Genomic DNA, 20,290 nt, shown 5'->3' on the forward strand with positions numbered 1-20,290 from the left:
AATGGCGTAGAAGGGAGAGGCAAACCACGAGGAGACAAACGATGCTGACCTGTTTCATCCGCTACGAGATCGATCCTTTCAAGGTCGACGCTTTTGAACGATATGCCCGCACATGGGGTGAGGCGATACCGCGCTGCGGGGCCGATCTGATCGGCTATTACGCGCCGAAGGAAGGATCGAGCACCATTGCATACGGTGTCTACAACATCGAAAATCTCGCCGCTTACGAAGCCTACCGGGCACGGCTCGCCGCCGATCCTGCGGGGTGGGAAAATTACGAGTTCGCCCGCCGCGAACAGTTCATCCGTCGCGAGGACCGGCTTTTCCTGCGTCTCGCCTCCGCTCCGCGCGCCGGAGGCGGACAATGATCGCCGTTATCTTCGAGGTCTGGCCCGCTGAAGGCGAGAAGCAGCATTATCTCGACATCGCGGCAGGCCTGCGGGCAGAACTGGAAACCATCGACGGCTTCCTGTCCGTCGAGCGTTTTCAAAGCATCGGCAATCCGGACAAGATGCTGTCTCTGTCCTTTTTCCGGGACGAGGAAGCGGTGAGGGCATGGCGCAACACCGTGCCGCATCGCGCCGCGCAGTCGCTGGGCCGGTCCGGTGTTTTTTCCGATTACCGGCTGCGTATCGCGCAGGTGATCCGCGACTATGGCCTGGAGGAGAGGGAGGAAGCGCCGGCCGATAGCCGGAAAGCCCATCCGGCAGAGGAAAATGGCTTAGGCTGACATTTCCAGCATCAGTTTTTCTGCATGCCGCTGCAAGGCTTTCTGGTTCGAACTCGCCTTTGAAACCCGTTATAGATGAGCCAATGTGGTGCGAACGCTTAGGATTGGACAAGGAGAAAAGCGATGTCGACGGAAAAAGTAGCGATTGTAACGGCAGGCGGCAGCGGCATGGGGGCTGCCGTGGCGAAACGTCTGGCCGCGGATGGCTACAAACTCGCAATCCTGTCCTCTTCTGGCAAGGGAGAGGCGCTTGCGCAGGAGCTGGGCGGAATCGGCGTCACCGGCTCCAACCAGTCCAATGACGATCTCCAGCGGCTCTCGGATTTGACGCTCGAAAAATTCGGCCGCATCGATGTGCTGGTGAACAGCGCCGGCCATGGCCCGCGCGCCTCCATTCTCGATATTACCGACGAGCAATGGCACACCGGCCTCGATGTCTACCTTATGAACGTCATCCGCCCGACACGGATCGTTGCCCCCGTCATGGTGAAGCAGAAGGCGGGCGCCATCGTCAACATCTCTACCGCCTGGGCCTTCGAACCGAGCAGCATGTTCCCGACATCCGCCGTGTTCCGCGCCGGCCTTGCCTCCTACACCAAGATTTTCGCCGATACCTATGCGGCCGACAATGTGCGCATGAACAATGTTCTGCCCGGCTGGATCGACAGCCTGCCGGCGACGGAGGAACGCCGCGAGAGCGTGCCGATGCAGCGTTACGGCAAGAGCGAAGAAATCGCCGCCACCGTGGCATTCCTTGCCTCTGAGGGGGCCGGGTATATTACCGGTCAGAATATCCGCGTTGATGGCGGGCTGACGCGGTCTGTTTGACGGGTGGGCCTTTCCCACTCCTCATCCCTCTGACAAGCACAGGGATGAGGAAATGTCAGCGGCTCAAAAAAACGCCTGTTCTTTGCGCCGATAAAAGAAAACGCCCGCAACATCGTTGCGGGCGTCTTTTATTGAGGATGTGGCTTCTCTCAGAAGAAGCCCTTGCGCTGCCACCAGCCGCCCTTGCGGGGCTTCGGCTCGTCGCCATCGGCGGGGGTGGAGGAACCGGAAGAGGTGACCACCGGCTCCGAGCTCGAGACATTGCTGCCCCGGTTCGCGCGGACCTTTTCTTCCGTGGCCGGTGCTTCCGCTTCCGAAGCCAGATCGGCCGATGCCTCACCCGCTTCTTCAACTGCGACGTCGACGACGGTTTCTTCGACGATCACCGGCTCCACCGTTTCAACGGCCTCGGCCTTCGGCGCTTCCTCGGTTTCAGTCTTGGCCTTTGCCTTGCGGGTGCGGCGCGGCTTTTTCGGCACTTCGTCTTCCGCGACCTCGGCAACCGCACCTTCCACCACCTCTGCGGCGGTCGGCTCTTCGGTTACGGATGCTTCGGCGGAAGCCTCTTCGCTTTCACCTTCGGCTTCCGAGTCGGCAGCATCGAGCGCCTCGTCTTCCGCGCGGTTGCGACGTCCGCCGCGCTTGCCGCGACGGCGGCGCTTGCGCTTGCCGTCCTCTTCGGAGGTTACCGCTTCCGCTGCACCGTTTTCGGTTTCAGCATCGGCTTCATCGGTTTCGACGCCATCGTCGTCACCTTCGGCATCATCGCCTTCCGCATCGCCGGACTGGGCGTCGAGCGCGCCGTTCTGCTCGCCCTGACCGCCCTTGCCGCGACGGCGGCGGCGACGCTTGCGCTTGCGCTTGCCTTCCTCGCCATTGTCGCCCTGCTGCTGCTGGCGTGGCTCGGTGCTCTGGGCCTTGACGATTTCTTCCTCGTCTTCGTCCTCTTCCACCTCGGCGACGAAATCGTCTTCCTCTTCCACGAAGTTCGGCAGCATCTGGATGAGGCTTTCGATCTTCACCGGATTTTCGACGGCTTCACCGCGATCTATGGCGAAATGCTGCGCACCGACGCCGGCGTCAGCAGCGATGATGATCGACACGCCGAAGCGGCCTTCATAATCGACGATCGTGCCGCGCTTGTGGTTGAGCAGGTAGAGCGCCGTTTCCGGCGTGCAGCGCACCGTGATGTTGTGGGTGGTGTTGCGCAGCAGATATTCCTCGACGCCGCGCAGCACATGTAGCGCGATGGAGGATTCCGAGCGAACATGGCCCGTGCCACCGCAATGCTGGCAGACCTGCGTGGTCGATTCCAGCACCGAAGCGCGGATGCGCTGGCGCGACATTTCCAGAAGGCCGAAATGCGAGATACGGCCGACCTGGATGCGGGCGCGGTCGTTCTTCAGGCAATCCTTCAGCTTCTTCTCGACAGCGCGGTTGTTGCGCTTTTCTTCCATGTCGATGAAGTCGATGACGACAAGGCCGGCAAGGTCGCGCAGGCGCAGCTGACGCGCCACTTCTTCCGCCGCCTCCAGGTTCGTCGTCAGCGCGGTTTCCTCGATGGAATGCTCACGGGTCGAACGGCCCGAGTTGACGTCGATGGAAACCAGCGCTTCCGTCTGGTTGATGATGAGATAACCGCCGGACTTCAGCGTCACCTGCGGCTGCAGCATGCGGTCGAGCTGGGCTTCGATACCGGAGCGCGAGAAGATCGGGTGAATGTCGCGGTAAGGCTGAACCACCTTGGCGTGGCTCGGCATCAGCATCTTCATGAAGTCTTTCGCTTCACGATAGCCTTCTTCGCCGGAAACGATGATCTCGCCGATATCCTTGTTATAGAGATCGCGGATAGAGCGCTTGATCAGCGAACCTTCCTCGTAAACGAGGCAGGGGGCGGTGGAATTCAGCGTCAGCGTGCGGACATTTTCCCACAGGCGCATCAGATATTCGAAGTCGCGCTTGATTTCGACGCGGGTGCGGTTTGCGCCGGCGGTACGCAGAATGACGCCCATGCCCTGCGGAACTTCCAGATCGCGCGCGATTTCCTTCAGGCGCTTGCGGTCGGTCGGCTGGGTGATCTTGCGGGAAATACCGCCGCCACGCGCCGTATTCGGCATCAGAACGGAATAACGGCCGGCAAGCGACAGATAGGTGGTCAGCGCCGCGCCCTTGTTGCCGCGTTCTTCCTTGGCCACCTGGACCAGAAGGATCTGGCGGCGCTTGATGACTTCCTGGATGCGATACTGCTTGCGCGGCTTGCGGGCGACGCGGTCCGGAACCTCTTCCATGGCGTCTTCGGCGCCGACGGATTCGATCACTTCCTTTTCGTGGTGATCGTCATCGTCGTCGTCATCATCGTCATTGCCGCGGCGAAGACCTTCGACTTCCTCGGAAATCGTGTCGGTATCGACCATCGCGGCCATTTCGCCGCCGGCGCTCCCGTGGTCTTCGGAAGACGCTTCGGCGGCCTCGGCCGCTGCGGCTTCTTCTTCCGCTGTCTTCTTCTTGGCACGGGGGCGACGGGTGCGCTTCTTCGGCTTTTCTTCCTCTGCGGGCGCTTCTTCGGCTACGGCCTCGACGGCCGCTTCCCCGGAACCCTCTTCCGCGACAGGCGTAGCCTCTTCCACGACGACCGTTTCAGTGGTTTCGCTGGCGGAAACAATGCCGACATCCGGCTGATCCACCTGCGAAAGGTCGATCATGGGGGCGCCGGGCTCGGGTGCATCAGCGGATTCGAAATCGTCGCTGCGGCGATGATCCTCGGCTTCCGCTTTCAGGAGGGCCTGACGGTCGGCGAGCGGAATCTGGTAATAGTCCGGATGGATTTCCGCAAAAGCGAGAAAGCCGTGGCGGTTTCCACCGTAATCGACGAAGGCCGCCTGAAGCGAGGGTTCAACCCGCGTGACCTTGGCAAGGTAGATATTGCCGCGGATCTGTTTCTTGTGCTCCGATTCGAAATCGAATTCTTCGATCCGGTTCCCACGGACAACGACTACGCGTGTCTCCTCTTCGTGGGAGGCGTCGATAAGCATTTTGTCTGCCATGTAAGCTGTGCTCCTCGGCGCAGCCTTGTTTTATACGAGAACAGGCCCGCCACACGGACGAGCCTTTCATATGAGTGCAAGGATGTGCCGGAAATGAAGTCTCCTGCCGGGCGTCTGTAAACTGGCAGCATCCGGACCGACGGCGAGGCGCTTGGCCTGCTCCTGGTATCCGGTTCATGTGAAAACTGCTGCGACATCATTGGCCAGGCGGAACGACAATAATATATAGACCCCTTGGGATCCGATGAATTTGCTCTCCTCAGAGCGGCGGTGGCAGCGCCACCGGGTAGGTCTCCGGCCACGGCCGGAATTGATCGAGTTTCAGGATAAATGTAACGACGGCAGATGATTGCCCGATTTGCAGCGCCAGCGTCTTTTTCGATTGGCAGCCGGCGGGCATCTATCCCGTCAACACTTTTAACCCTCATCCGTGTTGTATGTTTTCTCTGTCATAATAGCAATAGGCTGGCTAAATATGCCATATTATTGGTGGAATTTCCGGGTTAACAATTGGTTCACCAAGGCCTGCGATTGTGGGGCGCAAACGCGCAAACTATCGTACGGCGTGGTTGAAACGGCACTGTTGCCGGCGTTTTTCCTCGCCGTTTATCGAAAATGACTGAAATACGGAATTTCTTGAAGACCATGAATTTCACGCGCAACGCAGCGATATTCGGTGGGAGAGGGCGGCTTGGCGCGCGAATCGCGCGGCTTGCGGCGGCCCTGGCATTTTCCGTCGCCGCCTCTGTTTCCGCCGCGCCGGCAGCCCATGCCGTGGAGCCGCTCGTCGTTCATCAGGCGCGGATCATCGGCGATGAGGCGCGCACGCGCATCGTTCTCGATTTCGCCGAAGAGCCGGAATTCGACGTTCACTATCTCGATTCGCCCGCCCGCATCGTCGTGGATTTTCCGGCGGTGAATTTCAGCTTTCCCGCATCCGACCTGAAGCCGACCGGTCTTTTTTCGGATATACGTTTCGGCAGCATGGGGCAGAACAGCGCCCGCATCGTGCTGACGGCGAAAAAACCGGTTCAGGTGGCGGTTGCCGAAACCAAAAAGACCGATAATGGCCAATCTTTCCATTTTGTGCTCGATACGGAAATCACCACCAAGGGCAAGTTCGCGGAACTGGTAAAGGATCAGCAGTGGCAGGCGCCGGCACCGGTGACGACTGCTGCAATCACGCCGGATGACAAGACGTCGCGGCCAGCGGAATTCGTCATCGCGGTCGATGCCGGCCATGGCGGCATCGACGCCGGCGCCACCGGCGGCACCACCGGCACCGAGGAAAAGGTCATCACGCTGACTTTCGCAAAGGAACTCGCCGAGCGGCTGAACCGCGAACCCGGTATCAAGGCTTTCCTGACGCGCGATTCAGATACCTTTCTCGCCTTGTCGGAACGGGTGACCATCGCCCGCCAGAACAATGCCAATCTCTTTATTTCCCTTCATGCGGATACGTTGAAGCAAAAGGGCATCCGGGGCGCGACCGTCTATACATTGTCGGACCGGGCATCGGACCGGCAGGCGCAGGAACTGGCGGAGCGCGAAAACAAGTCCGATCAGATCGCGGGTGTTGCCGCCTCCAGCGAGCCGCCGGAGGTCGCCGATATTCTTCTCGATTTCACCCGCCGTGAAACGCAGGCCTTTTCGGTGACGCTGGCTGAAAACATCGTCTCCTCCTTTGAGGGGCAGGTGGGGCTCATCAACAATCCGCACCGTTACGCCGGTTTCATGGTGCTGCGCGCCCATGATGTGCCGTCGGTGCTGCTGGAACTCGGTTTCCTCTCCAATCCGGAAGACGAAAAGCTGCTTCTCGATGGGGAATGGCGCAAGAAGGTGGCCGATACGCTGGCGACCGCCGTTGGGCGATACCGCGCCAAGGCCATGGCAAATGGCGGCTGAGAGGCCGGCCGGCGGAGCGGCAATGCTGTTGCCGCGCTGCCATTGACCGCCGAAAAGCTGTTCAATTCTTGGGTCTTGCGGACGATTACGAAGACGAAGCCCTATTTTACTCACATTCGCCGCGTTACTCGGAAAGCGGATTCGGTGGCGATCCGCAAAGCGTCCGCAGCGCGATTGCGGGCCTGCCGCCCGGTAACATATCAGCGAATGCTGCCGTATCCGGCTTGTCATCGAAGGTATGGTGTGCAAAACGGCACGCGATATGCAAGGATGCGCCCGTATATCGTCGGGCGTTGATGGTTACGATTCGAATTATCGGTAGCTTGGTATGATCAGACTGATTGGATATTTTTTCGGCTTGGCCAGCGTGCTCTTCCTGTGCGCCGCCGCCGCCGGTGCGATTTATTTGCACGGCGTGACGAAGGACCTGCCGGATTACGCAGTTCTGAGCACCTATGAGCCGCCGGTAACGACCCGCGTGCATGCCGGCAACGGTGCGCTGATGGCGGAATATGCCCATGAAAAGCGCCTGTTCCTGCCGATCCAGGCCATACCCGACCGTGTGAAGGCGGCCTTCCTTTCGGCGGAAGACAAGAATTTCTACAACCATCCGGGTGTGGATGTCTTCGGCCTCGGTCGTGCCATTCTAGTCAATATCCAGAATCTCGGCTCCGGCCGCCGTCCGGTCGGCGCCTCCACCATCACCCAGCAGGTGGCGAAGAACTTCCTTCTGACCAACGACCAGACCATTGACCGCAAGCTCAAGGAAGCCATTCTGTCCTTCCGCATCGAGCAGACCTATTCCAAGGACAAGATTCTCGAGCTTTATCTCAACGAGATTTTCTTCGGCCTGAATTCCTACGGCATTGCCGGCGCGGCGCTCACCTATTTCAACAAATCGGTGACGGAACTGACGATTGCGGAAACCGCCTATCTCGCATCGCTGCCGAAGGGGCCGGCCAATTACCATCCCATCCGCCGCGAAAAGGCGGCTCTTGAGCGCCGTGACTGGGTGATCGACCGCATGGCCGAAAACGGCTACATCACGGTCGCCGACGCCACGGACGCCAAAAAGCAGCCGCTTGGCGTCAATCTGCGTCGCGGTGGCGCGCATATCTTCGCATCCGATTATTTCGCCGAGGAAGTCCGTCGTCAGATCGTCGAGAAATATGGCGAGGAAGCGCTTCTCGAAGGCGGGCTTTCGGTCCGCACTTCTTTCGATCCGCAGATCCAGATGGAAGCACGCAAGGCGCTTCAGGACGGTCTGGTGCAATATGATGAGCGTCGCGGTTTCCGCGGACCCGTCGAAAAGATCGAGACTGCGGGTGACTGGACGGCGGCGCTCGCCAAGGTCAAGGGCCTGCGCGACGTTCCGGAATGGAAAGTCGCAGTCGTGCTCGCCGTCGCTGCCGATGGCGTCGATATTGGCGTGCAGCCGGATACGGAAACGGAAGATGGCGACAAGCGCACGCGCGGCCATATCTCCGCTGAAAACATGCGCTGGGCTTTCCGCGATGCGACCGGCAAGAAGGCCACCGCCAAGTCGCCGGTTGGCGTCCTCTCGGCCGGTGACGTCGTTTATGCGCAGCCGCTTGCCAATTCAGGTAACGAATATCGTCTGCGCCAGCCGCCGAAAGTGCAGGGCGGCATGGTGGTGATGGACCCGCATACCGGCCGTGTTCTGGCCATGGTCGGCGGCTTCTCCTATGCGCAGTCGGAATTCAACCGCTCCACGCAGGCGATGCGCCAGCCGGGATCCTCCTTCAAGCCGTTCATCTATGCGGCCGCGCTCGACAATGGTTATACCCCGGCATCGGTCATTCTCGATGCGCCGATTGAGGTCGTTTCCGGCAATCAGGTTTGGAAGCCGCAGAATTACGGCGGCGGTTCCGCCGGTCCGTCGACCCTGCGTCTCGGTATCGAGAAATCCCGTAACCTCATGACGGTGCGCCTGGCGCAGGACATGGGCATGAATCTGGTCGCGGAATATGCCGAACGCTTCGGCATCTACGACAAGATGCCGCCGCTTCTGTCCATGTCGCTCGGTTCGGGTGAAACGACCGTGATGCGTATGGTCTCGGCCTATTCGGTCATCGCCAATGGCGGCAAGCAGATCAAGCCGACACTGATCGACCGCATTCAGGACCGCTACGGCAAGACGATCTTCCGGCATGAGGAGCGCGCCTGCGAAGGCTGCAACGCCACCAGCTGGCAGAACCAGGATGAGCCCGTCATCGTCGACAATCGCGAACAGGTTCTCGACCCGATGACCGCCTATCAGACGACCTCGATGCTGGAAGGCGTCGTGCAGCGCGGCACGGCGGCGGGCAAGATCAAGGTCGATCTGCCGGTTGCCGGCAAGACGGGCACCACCAACGATGAAAAGGATGCCTGGTTCGTCGGTTACACACCGGACATGGTCGCCGGCCTTTATATCGGTTTCGATTCGCCCGCACCTCTCGGCCGCGGTGGCACCGGCGGCTCGCTGTCCGCGCCGATCTTCGGCGAGTTCATCTCCGATGCGGCCAAGCACATGGAGCCGAGCAAGTTCATCGTGCCTGCCGGCATGAATTTCGTCGCCGTCAACCGCAAGACGGGCATGGCGGCGGTCGAGGGCGAGCCGGACACCATCATGGAAGCCTTCAAGCCCGGCACGGGTCCTGCTTCCACCTTCTCTGTCATCGGCGATGACGGATACATGTCGCAGGAAGACATTCTGAAGACCTCGCCGCAGGCGCAGCAGGCCATCACCGGCGGTGGCGGCGGTCTTTATTGATATCACTCCTGACGTTTGGCGGGGGCGCGGGTCTTTACATCCGCGCCCCCCGCATTTATTTGAGCAACGAGTTTCAATGAAGGTGAAGAACCAGCGAAATGCGCAATGAAATCGTGAACGTAGTCGACGAAATCAAGCAGGCCATAAGCCTGCTGAGGAGGCATCTTTGACTGGGACCAGGCGATAAGACGACTGGACTGGTTGAATAACAAGGCAGAGGACCCGACCCTCTGGAACGATGCCACTGAAGCCCAGAAGCTGATGCGCGAACGCCAGCAGCTGGATGACAGCATCAATGGCGTCAAGGCGCTCGAGCAGCAGCTCAAGGACAATATCGAGCTGATCGAACTCGGCGAGATGGAAGGCGATGACGAGATCGTCAAGGACGCCGAAGACGCATTGAAAGCGTTGAAGAGCGAGGCGAACCGCCGTCAGGTGGAAGCGATGCTGTCAGGCGAAGCCGATACCAACGATACCTATCTCGAAGTGCATTCCGGCGCCGGCGGCACCGAAAGCCAGGACTGGGCGAACATGCTTCTGCGCATGTATACCCGCTGGGCCGACCGCGAAGGTTTCAAGGTCGAGGTGCTTGAAGTTCACGACGGCGAAGAAGCCGGCATCAAGTCCGCGACGATTCTCGTCAAGGGCCACAATGCCTTCGGCTGGCTGAAGACGGAATCGGGCGTGCATCGCCTCGTTCGTATTTCGCCCTATGACAGCAATGCGCGTCGCCACACATCGTTCTCTTCCGTCTGGGTTTACCCCGTCGTCGACGATTCGATCCAGATCGACATCAATGAGAGCGATTGCCGCATCGATACCTATCGCTCATCCGGCGCGGGCGGCCAGCACGTCAACACCACCGACTCGGCCGTGCGTATCACGCATATTCCGACCGGTATTGCGGTTGCCTGCCAGCAGGAGCGTTCCCAGCACAAGAACCGCGCCAAGGCGTGGGACATGCTGCGCGCCCGCCTCTACGAGGTGGAACTGCAGAAGCGGGAAGAGGCGGCAAACGCCCAGGCTGCCTCCAAGACCGATATCGGCTGGGGTCACCAGATCCGCTCCTACGTTCTCCAGCCCTACCAGCTGGTCAAGGACCTGCGCACCGGCGTGGAAAGCACCGCACCCGGCAACGTGCTGGACGGCGATCTGAACGAGTTCATGGAAGCCGCTCTTGCCCACCGCATCAGCGGTGGCGCGGATGTGGAAGTGGCGGATATCGACTGAGGCATCCGGCGCGTCGATTTGAAAATGACCCCCTCGCAACCCATTGCGAGGGGTTTTTCGTTGGAGGACACGCATGAAACAGGCGCTTTATATCGTTGACGTCCAGCCGAGCTTCAATCCGCCGGCTCGGTTGGTGGCGGAGATATCCGCGCTTGCGCTTACGATGCCCAGTATCGCCACCGTCGAGCGCCACGACGAAAGCGTGACACCCTTTGAGCGGCAACTCGGCTGGAAACCGGGCAGGGACGACGAGTCGCTTGTTGCGGCAGATCGCGTTTTCATCAAACACGGTTATGCGCCACCCCGGGAGGTCATCGACCATCTTCTGTCACTGAAACTCGACAGGGTGCTGGTCTGCGGCATTCAGGCCGATACCTGCGTGCTGGCCGCCGGTTTTGCCCTCTTCGATGCCGGGCTGCATCCCACCCTGTTGCCGTGGCTTACGGTGGGCTCCAGTCTCGACCGCAGTGGTGAACTCGGGACGAGATTGTGGAAACATCATTTCGGTGCGGTTCTTGCCGGACCGGAGGCACTGCAAGCGTGATCTTGCCCGGCCCGCGCATCGGGCCGATCAGTTGGACGCTTTCTCGATCTTCATCTCGCCCAGCTCGTCGATCAGGATCGTCCAGCTTTCCGCTTCCTTGCTCATCGGGTCCGTCTTCAGGTAGACGGTCACGAACAGGCCGGGCGAGGCGGGTGCGCCATTCGAGCTTTCGGGACGAATATCCGTGACATAGGACTTCATCTGGCTGAATTCTTCCAGCTCGATATTGTCCAGGAGATTCGGCCCGTCGGCGGTAAAGACGATGCGCTGCAGGTATATTTTCGCCGTGCCGTCGCCCTGGCGGATGGCGATGACCTTGTAATAGCCGCGCGTGGGCGAGGCAGGCGGCGGCCGCAGCTGTCCGTCCGGGCCTTTCACCGGTTCAAGATTGCGATCTTCCCACATGCCGCTGCTGACGACGAAGATTGCCGAGACCGGCAGCGCGTCTATCGCTTCCGTCTGCGCCCGCGCGGGAAGCACGGCGGCGGCGAAAAGAAAGGCAGCGAGGATAGGTCTTGTCAGTTGCATGGCCATTGTCGATTGTGGACGTCAATTGTTGAACTGTTCGGCGAGAACCCGGTCCGACCATGAACGATCCGGATCCGAGAGAATTCTGGCCGTCCTGTCCTGCGATTGTGCGATCCGAACGTGACGAACGGATTTCACCTCGGTGTGGTCGGCCACCGCATTCACCGGGCGCTTGTCGCGTTCGAGAACATGAATATCGACCGTTACCTTATTCGGCAAAAGCGCGCCGCGCCAGCGCCGCGGACGGAAAGCGCTGACGGGGGTGAGCGCAAGCAGCGGCGATTCCAGCGGCAGGATCGGTCCATGGGCGGAGAAATTGTAGGCTGTCGACCCTGCCGGGGTCGCCACCATCATGCCGTCGCAGATCAATTCTTCAAGCCGCACCTTGCCGTCCACCTCAACGCGAAGCTTGGCGGCCTGATGCGACTGGCGAAACAGGCTGACCTCGTTCATGGCAAGTGCCGTAAACTCGTCGCCGTCGGAATCCGTCGTCGTCATGCGCAGGGGATGGAAATCATTGCCGCTCGCCACCGCGATGCGCTCCAGCAGGCCATCCACCCGGTAGTCATTCATCAGGAAGCCGACGGACCCACGGTTCATGCCATAGACCCGCTTGCCGGAATTCATCGTCTCGTTGAGAATCTGCAGCATGAAGCCATCGCCGCCGAGCGCGACGATCACCTCCGCCTCTTCGAACGGCGTATCGCCGTAAATGCCTTTCAGCTCTTTCAGCGCCGTCTGCGCCTCCTCGGTTGCGGAGGCGACGAAGGACAGTGAATAGGTAGAATGCGACATCCGCTTCCCTCAACAACGGCGCGGACCGGAAACCGTCCACGCAAGGCGCTGTAACCCGTTGAAGCGGCTCGAAATCTTGAAACCTCGACAGGGAGGTCGATAACAAGCCGCCAGACGCATCCTTGGTACATGAAGACGGCGGCTGGCGACAAGGCCTTTCGAAGACGCAGGCGTTCCCTGACGGCGGACCGCACCGCTCCGGTCCACAGCTTCTTGATTTGCGCTCGCCGACAAGGGTTGCGATGCGGCACGGCCTGATGCAGTTTGCCAGGGCAGTCGGAATGACGAGTGGCAGGAGACGGATGTGGCGCTGAACTACGATATCTACGATGTCTTTACCGAGACGAAAATGGCGGGAAACCCGCTGGCGGTCATGTATGACGCCGATGATCTTCCCCAGGCCACGATGCAGGCGATCGCGCGGGAAATGAACCTCTCCGAGACGGTTTTCGTCAACCGATCCACCAACCCGGCGCATGCGGCCTCGCTGCGCATCTTCACGCCGTCGGGTGAATTGCCCTTCGCCGGCCATCCGACAGTCGGCGCGGCGGTGGCCATCGCCGAGCGAAATCGCGGCGAGGGCGATGACGATATCGATATGGTCTGCGTGCTGGAAGAGCAGGTGGGTCCGGTGCGTTGCGCGGTGAAGATGCGTGCCGGCGCGGTCAGCTTCGCGGAATTCGACCTGCCGCGCAAATCATCCCGCGTGGAACTACCGCTCGATCACACCGCGCTTGCCGATGCGTTGGGCGTCAGCGAAGGACATCTCGGCTTTGAAAACCATGTGCCGTCGATCTGGACGGCCGGGGTGCCGTTCCTGCTCGTACCCCTGCACAATATCGCCGCCATCAGGGATATGGATTTCGATGCCAATCTTTGGCTGCGCACCGCACCGCTGGTCGAAGGACGTCTGACGGCGGCCTATATCTACTGTCGCGGCGGCGTCAACCACGCTGCGAAGTTCCACGCCCGCATGTTCTCTCCGGATATGGGCATTTCGGAAGACCCTGCGACCGGTTCCGCCGCCGCCGCCCTTTCCGGCGCGATCCACCATTTCGACGGCCTGACCGACGGCCATTATCCGCTGCTCATCGAGCAGGGCGTGGAGATGGAACGACCGTCCCATATCCACCTGCGCATGGACATCAAGGACGGCGAGATCGCCCGCGCCCGCATCGGCGGCCACGCGGTGCGTGTTGCTTCGGGCACGTTCGAGATTTGATTTCAACGTTACCTGCTCAGTTCGACGCCATCGAAGAGCGATAAAGAAAAACCCCGGTCTTGACCGGGGTTTTGTCATTTCAGCGTCATCGGCTCAGTTGAACCGGCCCGCCGCATGGGCAAGCATCGTATAGACCTTGCCGGTATCGGAGGTGAGGTAGGACTGTGTCACGGTCCGGTCGCGGTCGGTGCGGGCCACGTCGGCGAGCAGCTTCTCGAAATCGGTGATGTAGCGGTCCACGGCGGTGCGGAATTCCGCTTCCCGCTCATATTTGCGCTTGATTTCATCGAAGGTCGTCTGACCTTTCAGCGTGTAGAGGCGACGGGTGAAGACGTCGCGCTCGCCGCGCTGGTAGCGCCGCCACAGCTCCACGGAGGCGTCGTGATCGATGGCGCGGGCGATATCGACCGAGAGCGAGTTCAGCGATTCCACCATGTGGCGCGGATTGCGGGTGTCGGCCGCACGGGTCGGCTGCTGTTCCGCGCCGGCGCGTGGTGCGGACGCCGCTGGCGTTTCCTGTGAGGCGCCGCGCAGCAAATCGCTGATCCAGCCGCCGCCTTCTTCGCGGCGTCCGGCCGGAGCACCCGGCTGGGCCGGGGCAGGCGCCTGACGGTTCTCGACCTGACGGTTTTCAAGCGGCAGGGTGCCGCGCAATGCGGCCGGTGCGGGAGCGGGAGGGGCTGGGCCGGGCGCTGCTGCTGAACCGGAGCCGGGGCTGCCGGCTGCGGACGCGTCTCGACACGGCGCTCGGCCGCCGGCTGGGTTGCGGCGATGGCGCGGGCAACCGGCTCGGAGACTTCCATCTGGTGGGTCGAACGTCCAACGAGCTGGGAAATATCCTGCAGAGCCTTGATTTGTTCGGAAACGGCGCGACGCATGGCGGCAGCGCTTTCCTTGGCTTCTTCCGGCAGGTCGAAGGCGCCGCGCTTCAGTTCCGCACGGGTCGCATCCAGTTCGCGGCGGATGTCGTGGCTGGAACGGCGGATTTCGTCCGTCGCGCCGGCGAATCGGCTGACGGCTTCTTCCACGGCCTGACGCAGCGTCTCCTTGAGGCTGGCTGCGGCGGCATTCGATTTTTCCGAGGCGCTGCCGAGAAGATTGTCGACTTCCGAAAGCGAGGATTCGACACCGCCGCGCAGGCGGTTGACCAGCTCGTCGGAATATTTCTGCGCGTCGGAGAGCGTGCTTTCAATCGAGCGGCTGGCATCCTGACCTGCGGAGAGCAGGGCGCCCCGCATGGTCTGTGCCGCCGAGCGGGCGCGCTGTTCGGTCTCATCGAGCGAACGGCCGATATCGGAGAAGGAGGCCTGCAGATTGTCGCGCAGATTGCCGGCGACGTTCTGCGAACGCTCCTCGGCCTCGTTGAGCGTGGTTTCCACCACGCCGATGACGTTGCGCATGGCGCTTTCGATTTCCTCGGAACGCTTGACGAGGCCGACCGACAGGCTGCGCAGCGCGTCCTGGCGCTCCTCCAGCGTGCCGACGAGGCTCGACTGTGCGGCATTGAGAAGCTCGGAAGCCTGGCTCAGCACCTTCGAATGTTCCTCGAAACGGCCGACGATGCCGGCAACCTGCGCCAGTGTCTGGCCGGAAATATTCGACAGGCGGTCGATCTTTCCTTCGAGCAGACGGCTGGAGCTGGACACCATGTCGGCGGCCTGCGAGGCGGATTCGGAGAAGCGGGTCGCCGAGGCGTTCAATGCCTCGTCTGCCGCGCCGAAGCCCTGTGCGGCGCGCTCGACGGCGGAGTTGAAGTTGGTTGCCGACTGTTCGACGATTTCCGCCATGCTGTTATGGGTCTGCGACAGCATATCCGTGCTCTGGCGGGTGGCGGCCACCAGCTTGTTGGCCGCATCGCTGCCAGCGCGGGCATATTTGTCGATGCCCTGTTCGACGGCGTCCGCCATGGCCGTATGCGTCTCCGACAGCATGTCGGTGCTCTGGCGGGTGGCGGCGACGAGCTTGCTTGCCGCATCCGTTCCGGCAGCGGCGTAATCGCTGATCGCCTGTTCCACCATACCGACCATGCCGCTGTTGCTCTGCGACAGAAGATCCGCGCTTTGCTGGGCTGCGGAAACGATCTTTTCGGCGGCTTCGCGGCCGATGGTGGCATATTCGTCGACGACAGGCTTGGCTTTCTCCTCGATCAGGCGCGAAAGCTCGGCGGAGCGGCTGGCCAGCATCGAGTTGAGTTCGCGGGTGCGGTTGTCCAGCGCCGAGCGGATGGATTCGCCGCGGGCGTCGAGGGCGGATTCGACGCCCGTCAGCGTTTCGGAGATGACGCCGACCTGAGAGCGAACGACGGCTTCAGCCTCGGCAACCTTGTTGACGATGATGTTGCCTGCCTCGGAGAAGGTCTGAGCCACGGCGGCGGCCTGACCGGAAAGGCGGGTCTGGGCATCCGAAATGCGGTTGACGATCTCGCCGGAGCGTTCCTCGATGGCCTTGGCGAAGGCCTCGTTCTGCGCCTGCACCTGTTCTGCGAATTCCGAACCGGACTTGGCGAGAAGGGAGGTGGAGCGCACGGCTTCTTCGCCGATGCTCTGGGTGGCAGAGGTGACCGCGCCGCGCAGGCTGACGGCGAGATCGCTCGCCTTGCCTTCAATGGTGCGGTTGACGTTTTCAAGACCGATGGTCAACGCCCGGTCCATGGTGCCGAGGCGTTCATCGATACGGGCAGTGCCGGTATCAAAGGTCTCTGCCAGGCGGCTGGTCCGGTTTTCGAACGTGTCTGCGACACGCGTGGTCTGTTCGTCCAGAATACCGGTGATGCGCTCGGCTGCCTCGTCGCTGGCGCGGGCGAAGACGGCCGTCTTGTCTTCCAGCGCTTCGGCAAAGCGGCGGCCGGCATCTTCGATCGAGGTGTTTACATTGGCCAGATCGCCGCCGACGCGTGCCTGCAGCGTATCGAGCGAGGTCTCGATACGGGCGCCGGTCTCGTCGAGACGGGTGGTGACATTGCCGATGGAGGTCTCGATTTTCGAGGACAGGGCATCCGTCGCGCCGCCGATTTCACGGGCGGCTTCGCCGATCTTGACGGCGATGTCGCCGGCGCTGTTGCGCAGGCGCTCTTCCAGCGTCTGCGCGCTGCCGTCGATCGCCTTCTGCAGCGTTTCCTGCTGGGTTTCGAGCGACAGTTCGAGCATGCTGGCGCTGGAGGCGACCGTGGTGCCGATCATCATCGCCTGTTCGGAGAGCATGTCGCCCATCTGGGTCGTGGCGGAGCTGAGCGTCGCGGCAAGATCCGCCTGGCGCTGATCGAGCGCGGTGCGAATATCCTCATGCGATTGCAACAGATTGCTTTCGAGGCGGGACACACCTTCTTCCACCGTCTGGGCAAAACGGGTGCTGCCGTCTTCAACGACGCTTTCGATGCGGTTGGCCGCACCCGAGACGCTCTGCTCGATCAGGCCGCTATTGCGCTCCAGCGATCCGGCAATGCGTTCAGCCTGCGAACCGAGCATGGTTTCGAGCCGCTCATGGCCGCTGGCAAGCGCGTTTTCAAGCGTGAATGCGGTGGCTTCGAGACGCTGGCCGACGCCGGCTGCCGCAAGCGAAAGCGACGATGCTCTGGCATCCATGGCCTCGGCAATACGGTCCTCGACGCCGGAAATCGCCATGTCGAGCGCCATGGTGCGGCTGTCGAGCGCGTCTGCGATGCGCTCCTCCGCACCGGAGACGATGCCCGACAGGGCCGCCGTACGGCTGTCGAGCGCGCCGGCAATGCGGTCTTCGACGCCGGAAACGGCATTCTGCAGCGCTGTGGTGCGCCCATCGAGAATATCGGCGATCTTTTCCTCGACACCGGAGAAGCTCATATCGAGCGCCATGGTGCGGCTGTCGAGCACATCGGTGATCCGCTCTTCCGCGCCGGAAACGACGGTCTTAAGCGACTCGGTTCGACTGTCGAGCGCCCCGGCAATACGGGTCTCGGCGCCGGCCACCAGCTCGCCAAGGGCTGCGGTGCGGGTGTCGAGCGCTTCTGTGATTTTTTCTTCCGCGCCGGAGAATGCCATGTCGAGCGCCATGGTACGGCTGTCGAGCGCATCGGCAATGCGTTCTTCGGCACCGGAGACCACGGCGTTGAGGGCTGCGGTGCGGCCATCCAGCGTTTCCGCGATACGGGTTTCAGCACCGGCGACCACGTCTCCGAAGGTGGCCGTGCGGCTGTCGAGCGCGCCGGCAATCTTTTCCTCAGCACTTGCGACAATGCCGGTGAGGGCAGAAGTGCGGTTGTCGAGCGTCTCGGACAGTCTTTCCTCGACATTGGCAAAGGTCATGTCGAGCGACAGCGTGCGGCTGTCCATCGTGTCGGCGATGCGTTCCTCGACGCCGGAAATGGCGCTGGAAAGCGCGGCCGTGCGGCCGTCAAGCGTATCGGCGATACGGCTCTCCGCGCCGGAGACGACGTCATGCAGGGCAGCCGTGCGGCTTTCCAGCGTGTCGGAAATGCGGTCCTCAATGCCGGAAACCGCGCCGGTGATGGCCGCCGCCCGGGTTTCGAGCGTTTCGGCAAGACGGCGCTCGACATCGGCGACGACGTTGTTGATTGCGGCGGCACGTTCGTCGAGCATGGCGGCGAGACGTTCGGCCGTGCCGGAGACGGAGCCGGTAATCGCCATCGAACGGCTGGCGAGCGCTTCGTCGAAACGGTTCTGGCTGGCCGAAAGCGCGCCGAACAGGGCATTGCTGCGTTCCGCCAGCACGGCGTCGATCTTCTCGTGCGAACTGGTGAAGGCATCGGTGATTTCGGCGGTACGCTGGCCAATTGCGTCGCTGAAGGCCTGCGTCCGGCTTTCAAGGGCGCTTTCCAGCATTTCCTGACCCGTGCCGAGCGCGGTTGCGAGCGCCAGCGATTGATCGGTCATGGTGGTGCCGATGCGCTCCAGACCGGCGCTCAGCATGGTGTCGAGCGCTTCGGAGCCGCCGGCAACGGTCTCGTTGATCCGGGCGAGGCTTTCCATCAGCTTGCTGTCGAGGCTGCCGGCGCGCTGGTCGAAGGCGCTGGCGAACTGCGCGACATGCTCGTCGAAGGCAGAGTTGACCTGGCCGACCGTCGCCTGCATCCGCTCTTCGTAGAGGCCGGAGCGAAGATCGAGATCCATGATCGCATCGTCCGCCGTGCTCTGCAGGCTCTGGCGGAAGGAGAGACCCTTTTCCTCAAGCGTCGTGGACAGCTTGTCGAGAACGGTATCCAGCGAACCGCCGATGATCTGCTGGCCGCGATCGATATTGCGGTTGAGTTCGAGCGTACGCGTGGACAGCGTTTCGTTGAGCTGGCGCGTGCGCTCCTCAAGCGCGCTGTTGAGGCTTTCCGCACCGCTATCCAGCGTCGAGGCATGGATCGCGAAACGCTCGAGCAGGACTTCACCGCGCTCATCCAGCGTCGAAGTGAGGTTGTGGAGGCGCATGTCGAATTCGTTGGACAGCGTCGCGCCGGAGGAATTCAACGCCTGAAGCAGATTTTCGGTCTTGGCGGCGATCAGGCTGCCCATCGCTTCGGTCGAGGCGCGCGATTTTTCCAAAAGCGCGGCCGAGCGGGTGTCGATCATCGAGGCGAAAGCCTCGCCGGTCGTGGCGATCCGCATCGAAAGCTCTTCACCGACGATGGAAAGCTCTTCCTTGATCTGTTCCTGCGCACCGACGATGGAGGAACGGATACGCTCGGCGTGATTGACGATGGCGTCACGCTCGGCGGTCAGTTCCTGCACGAGACTGCGCACGCGCAGTTCATTGTCGGCATAGCTGCGCTCAAGCGCGTTGACCTCGGAATGCACGAGGGTTTCGAGTTCCGTCGCGCGGGCGATTGTGCGCTCGATACCGTCATTCATGGCCGAGACTTCACGGCGAACCGCCTGGCCGACGGACATGATGCGGTCGGACGCGACCGTTTCCGGCTCGGCAAGGCGAAGGGCGACTTCGGCCATGGAGCGGGCGGCGTTGCGCAGATCGCGGGCGCGCGCCATCATGATCGCAAAGGCGAAGAACAGCATGATGGGAACGAGGATGCCAACGACGATAGCCATCAGGCCGGGGATCGCGGTGAGATCGGCCAGCGAGGCGATGTTCCACAGCGCGTTGCCATAAAGAAGATGAGCGATGCCAAGACCGCCGAGCGCCCAGATGACCGACATGATCGTGGCGTTGCGCAGCGCGCCGCCGATGGAGCCGCCTTCCAGCGATTTCAGGATCATGGCCGGGCTGCGCTTGGAGCCGTCATTGGCCGCTTCGAGATTGGGCGATCTGGGCGTCTGTTCGGCAGGCGCGCGGGCGGCCTCGGGAGCAGGGGTCTGTCTGCTTGCTTCCTTCAATCTGGCCTCCGGCTGCTTCGGCGCTGCAGTTTTCCGCGTCTCCGGCTTTTCTTCGAAAGCACCAAGCTGCAGGGCGTCTTCCAACGCCTGAAATGCAGTCTCGTCGACAGAGTCGCTGATCTTGTTATTCGCCATGCGGTTACGCCTCGTTACACATACGCCCGGCTTCATGCCGTTGACCACTTGCGTTCCGCAAGCGGACTGCCGCCATCATGCCAGCGGAACATTATCCCTCGAAGAGAGAACAATTCCGCCATTTACCAAATCCCGAAATGCTGGTGGTCCAGCTTTCGGGCGAAATTACATCACTGTGCCGCAATAACAAAGCTTGAGCTTAAGCCTCGTGGGAACGGCGGTACCGTAGTGACACATTTAGG

13 protein-coding genes are annotated in these 20,290 nt (G+C 61.6%); 8 read left to right on the top strand and 5 right to left on the bottom strand.

What is annotated here, in order from left to right; translation table 11 throughout:
- The first annotated feature begins 41 nt into the window (after positions 1-41).
- From O3W47_RS22530 to O3W47_RS22540, 3 genes are all read left to right on the top strand, one after another.
- Positions 42-368 carry an NIPSNAP family protein gene (locus tag O3W47_RS22530; RefSeq protein WP_269314622.1) on the top strand — a complete coding sequence of 109 codons (327 nt, stop codon included), beginning with the start codon at positions 42-44 and terminating at the stop codon, positions 366-368.
- Positions 365-730 carry an antibiotic biosynthesis monooxygenase family protein gene (locus tag O3W47_RS22535; protein WP_269314623.1) on the top strand — a complete coding sequence of 122 codons (366 nt, stop codon included), beginning with the start codon at positions 365-367 and terminating at the stop codon, positions 728-730. Before O3W47_RS22530 ends, O3W47_RS22535 begins: the two co-directional genes overlap by 4 nt.
- Before the next feature lie 123 nt (positions 731-853).
- Positions 854-1,558, top strand: coding sequence for an SDR family oxidoreductase (locus O3W47_RS22540; RefSeq protein ID WP_262535185.1), 705 nt, complete (start codon positions 854-856; stop codon positions 1,556-1,558).
- A gap of 149 nt (positions 1,559-1,707) precedes the next feature.
- Here O3W47_RS22540 and O3W47_RS22545 read toward each other — a convergent pair whose 3' ends face one another.
- Positions 1,708-4,602, bottom strand: a complete 2,895-nt coding sequence (locus O3W47_RS22545; protein ID WP_269314624.1) for an Rne/Rng family ribonuclease — start codon at positions 4,600-4,602, stop codon at positions 1,708-1,710.
- A gap of 645 nt (positions 4,603-5,247) precedes the next feature.
- Between O3W47_RS22545 and O3W47_RS22550 the strand changes: the two genes are divergently transcribed.
- The 4 genes from O3W47_RS22550 to O3W47_RS22565 all read left to right on the top strand — a co-directional run bounded on the left by O3W47_RS22550 (position 5,248) and on the right by O3W47_RS22565 (position 11,057).
- On the top strand, positions 5,248-6,507 hold the full coding sequence (locus O3W47_RS22550) for an N-acetylmuramoyl-L-alanine amidase (RefSeq protein WP_080817139.1): 1,260 nt from the start codon (positions 5,248-5,250) through the stop codon (positions 6,505-6,507).
- Positions 6,508-6,835: 328 nt separating this feature from the next.
- On the top strand, positions 6,836-9,283 hold the full coding sequence (locus tag O3W47_RS22555) for a penicillin-binding protein 1A (RefSeq protein ID WP_080817138.1): 2,448 nt from the start codon (positions 6,836-6,838) through the stop codon (positions 9,281-9,283).
- A gap of 98 nt (positions 9,284-9,381) precedes the next feature.
- Positions 9,382-10,513 (top strand): peptide chain release factor 2 gene (gene prfB / locus O3W47_RS22560; RefSeq protein ID WP_161987956.1). Its coding sequence is split into 2 segments (ribosomal slippage): positions 9,382-9,450 and positions 9,452-10,513, totalling 1,131 coding nucleotides; the frame shifts between segments, so codons are not numbered across the junction.
- 73 nt (positions 10,514-10,586) lie between these two features.
- Positions 10,587-11,057, top strand: a complete 471-nt coding sequence (locus O3W47_RS22565; RefSeq protein ID WP_269314625.1) for a cysteine hydrolase family protein — start codon at positions 10,587-10,589, stop codon at positions 11,055-11,057.
- 27 nt (positions 11,058-11,084) lie between these two features.
- Here O3W47_RS22565 and O3W47_RS22570 read toward each other — a convergent pair whose 3' ends face one another.
- Together O3W47_RS22570 and O3W47_RS22575 are read right to left on the bottom strand one after the other, a co-directional pair.
- Complete coding sequence (locus O3W47_RS22570; protein ID WP_262535188.1) at positions 11,085-11,585, bottom strand: hypothetical protein; 501 nt, start codon at positions 11,583-11,585, stop codon at positions 11,085-11,087.
- 21 nt (positions 11,586-11,606) lie between these two features.
- Positions 11,607-12,380 (bottom strand): NAD kinase, encoded by a 774-nt coding sequence (locus tag O3W47_RS22575; protein ID WP_020810264.1) that lies wholly within the window; start codon positions 12,378-12,380, stop codon positions 11,607-11,609.
- A gap of 304 nt (positions 12,381-12,684) precedes the next feature.
- Here O3W47_RS22575 and O3W47_RS22580 point away from each other — a divergent pair, with 304 nt between their 5' ends.
- Positions 12,685-13,602 (top strand): PhzF family phenazine biosynthesis protein, encoded by a 918-nt coding sequence (locus tag O3W47_RS22580; protein ID WP_080817136.1) that lies wholly within the window; start codon positions 12,685-12,687, stop codon positions 13,600-13,602.
- A 93-nt stretch (positions 13,603-13,695) separates the two neighbouring features.
- On the opposite strand, the gene O3W47_RS25400 is transcribed toward O3W47_RS22580, so the two are convergent.
- A complete protein-coding gene (locus O3W47_RS25400) occupies positions 13,696-14,037 on the bottom strand; it encodes a hypothetical protein (RefSeq protein ID WP_442864629.1) in 342 nt (113 codons plus the stop codon).
- Complete coding sequence (locus tag O3W47_RS22585; protein ID WP_442864630.1) at positions 14,022-20,048, bottom strand: hypothetical protein; 6,027 nt, start codon at positions 20,046-20,048, stop codon at positions 14,022-14,024. The genes O3W47_RS25400 and O3W47_RS22585 overlap by 16 nt, the downstream gene beginning before the upstream one ends.
- Positions 20,049-20,290 lie beyond the last annotated feature (242 nt).

The organism is Agrobacterium sp. LMR679, from assembly GCF_027157905.1.
GTDB lineage: Bacteria > Pseudomonadota > Alphaproteobacteria > Rhizobiales > Rhizobiaceae > Agrobacterium > Agrobacterium leguminum.

Excerpts from the sequence above, each read along its gene's own strand:
- O3W47_RS22530 (WP_269314622.1), top strand. The coding sequence starts at position 42 with ATGCTGACCTGTTTCATCCGCTACGAGATCGATCCTTTCAAGGTCGAC.
- O3W47_RS22535 (WP_269314623.1), top strand. The coding sequence starts at position 365 with ATGATCGCCGTTATCTTCGAGGTCTGGCCCGCTGAAGGCGAGAAGCAG.
- O3W47_RS22540 (WP_262535185.1), top strand. The coding sequence starts at position 854 with ATGTCGACGGAAAAAGTAGCGATTGTAACGGCAGGCGGCAGCGGCATG.
- O3W47_RS22545 (WP_269314624.1), bottom strand. The coding sequence starts at position 4,602 with ATGGCAGACAAAATGCTTATCGACGCCTCCCACGAAGAGGAGACACGC.
- O3W47_RS22550 (WP_080817139.1), top strand. The coding sequence starts at position 5,248 with ATGAATTTCACGCGCAACGCAGCGATATTCGGTGGGAGAGGGCGGCTT.
- O3W47_RS22555 (WP_080817138.1), top strand. The coding sequence starts at position 6,836 with ATGATCAGACTGATTGGATATTTTTTCGGCTTGGCCAGCGTGCTCTTC.
- O3W47_RS22565 (WP_269314625.1), top strand. The coding sequence starts at position 10,587 with ATGAAACAGGCGCTTTATATCGTTGACGTCCAGCCGAGCTTCAATCCG.
- O3W47_RS22570 (WP_262535188.1), bottom strand. The coding sequence starts at position 11,585 with ATGCAACTGACAAGACCTATCCTCGCTGCCTTTCTTTTCGCCGCCGCC.
- O3W47_RS22575 (WP_020810264.1), bottom strand. The coding sequence starts at position 12,380 with ATGTCGCATTCTACCTATTCACTGTCCTTCGTCGCCTCCGCAACCGAG.
- O3W47_RS25400 (WP_442864629.1), bottom strand. The coding sequence starts at position 14,037 with ATGGTGGAATCGCTGAACTCGCTCTCGGTCGATATCGCCCGCGCCATC.
- O3W47_RS22585 (WP_442864630.1), bottom strand. The coding sequence starts at position 20,048 with ATGGCGAATAACAAGATCAGCGACTCTGTCGACGAGACTGCATTTCAG.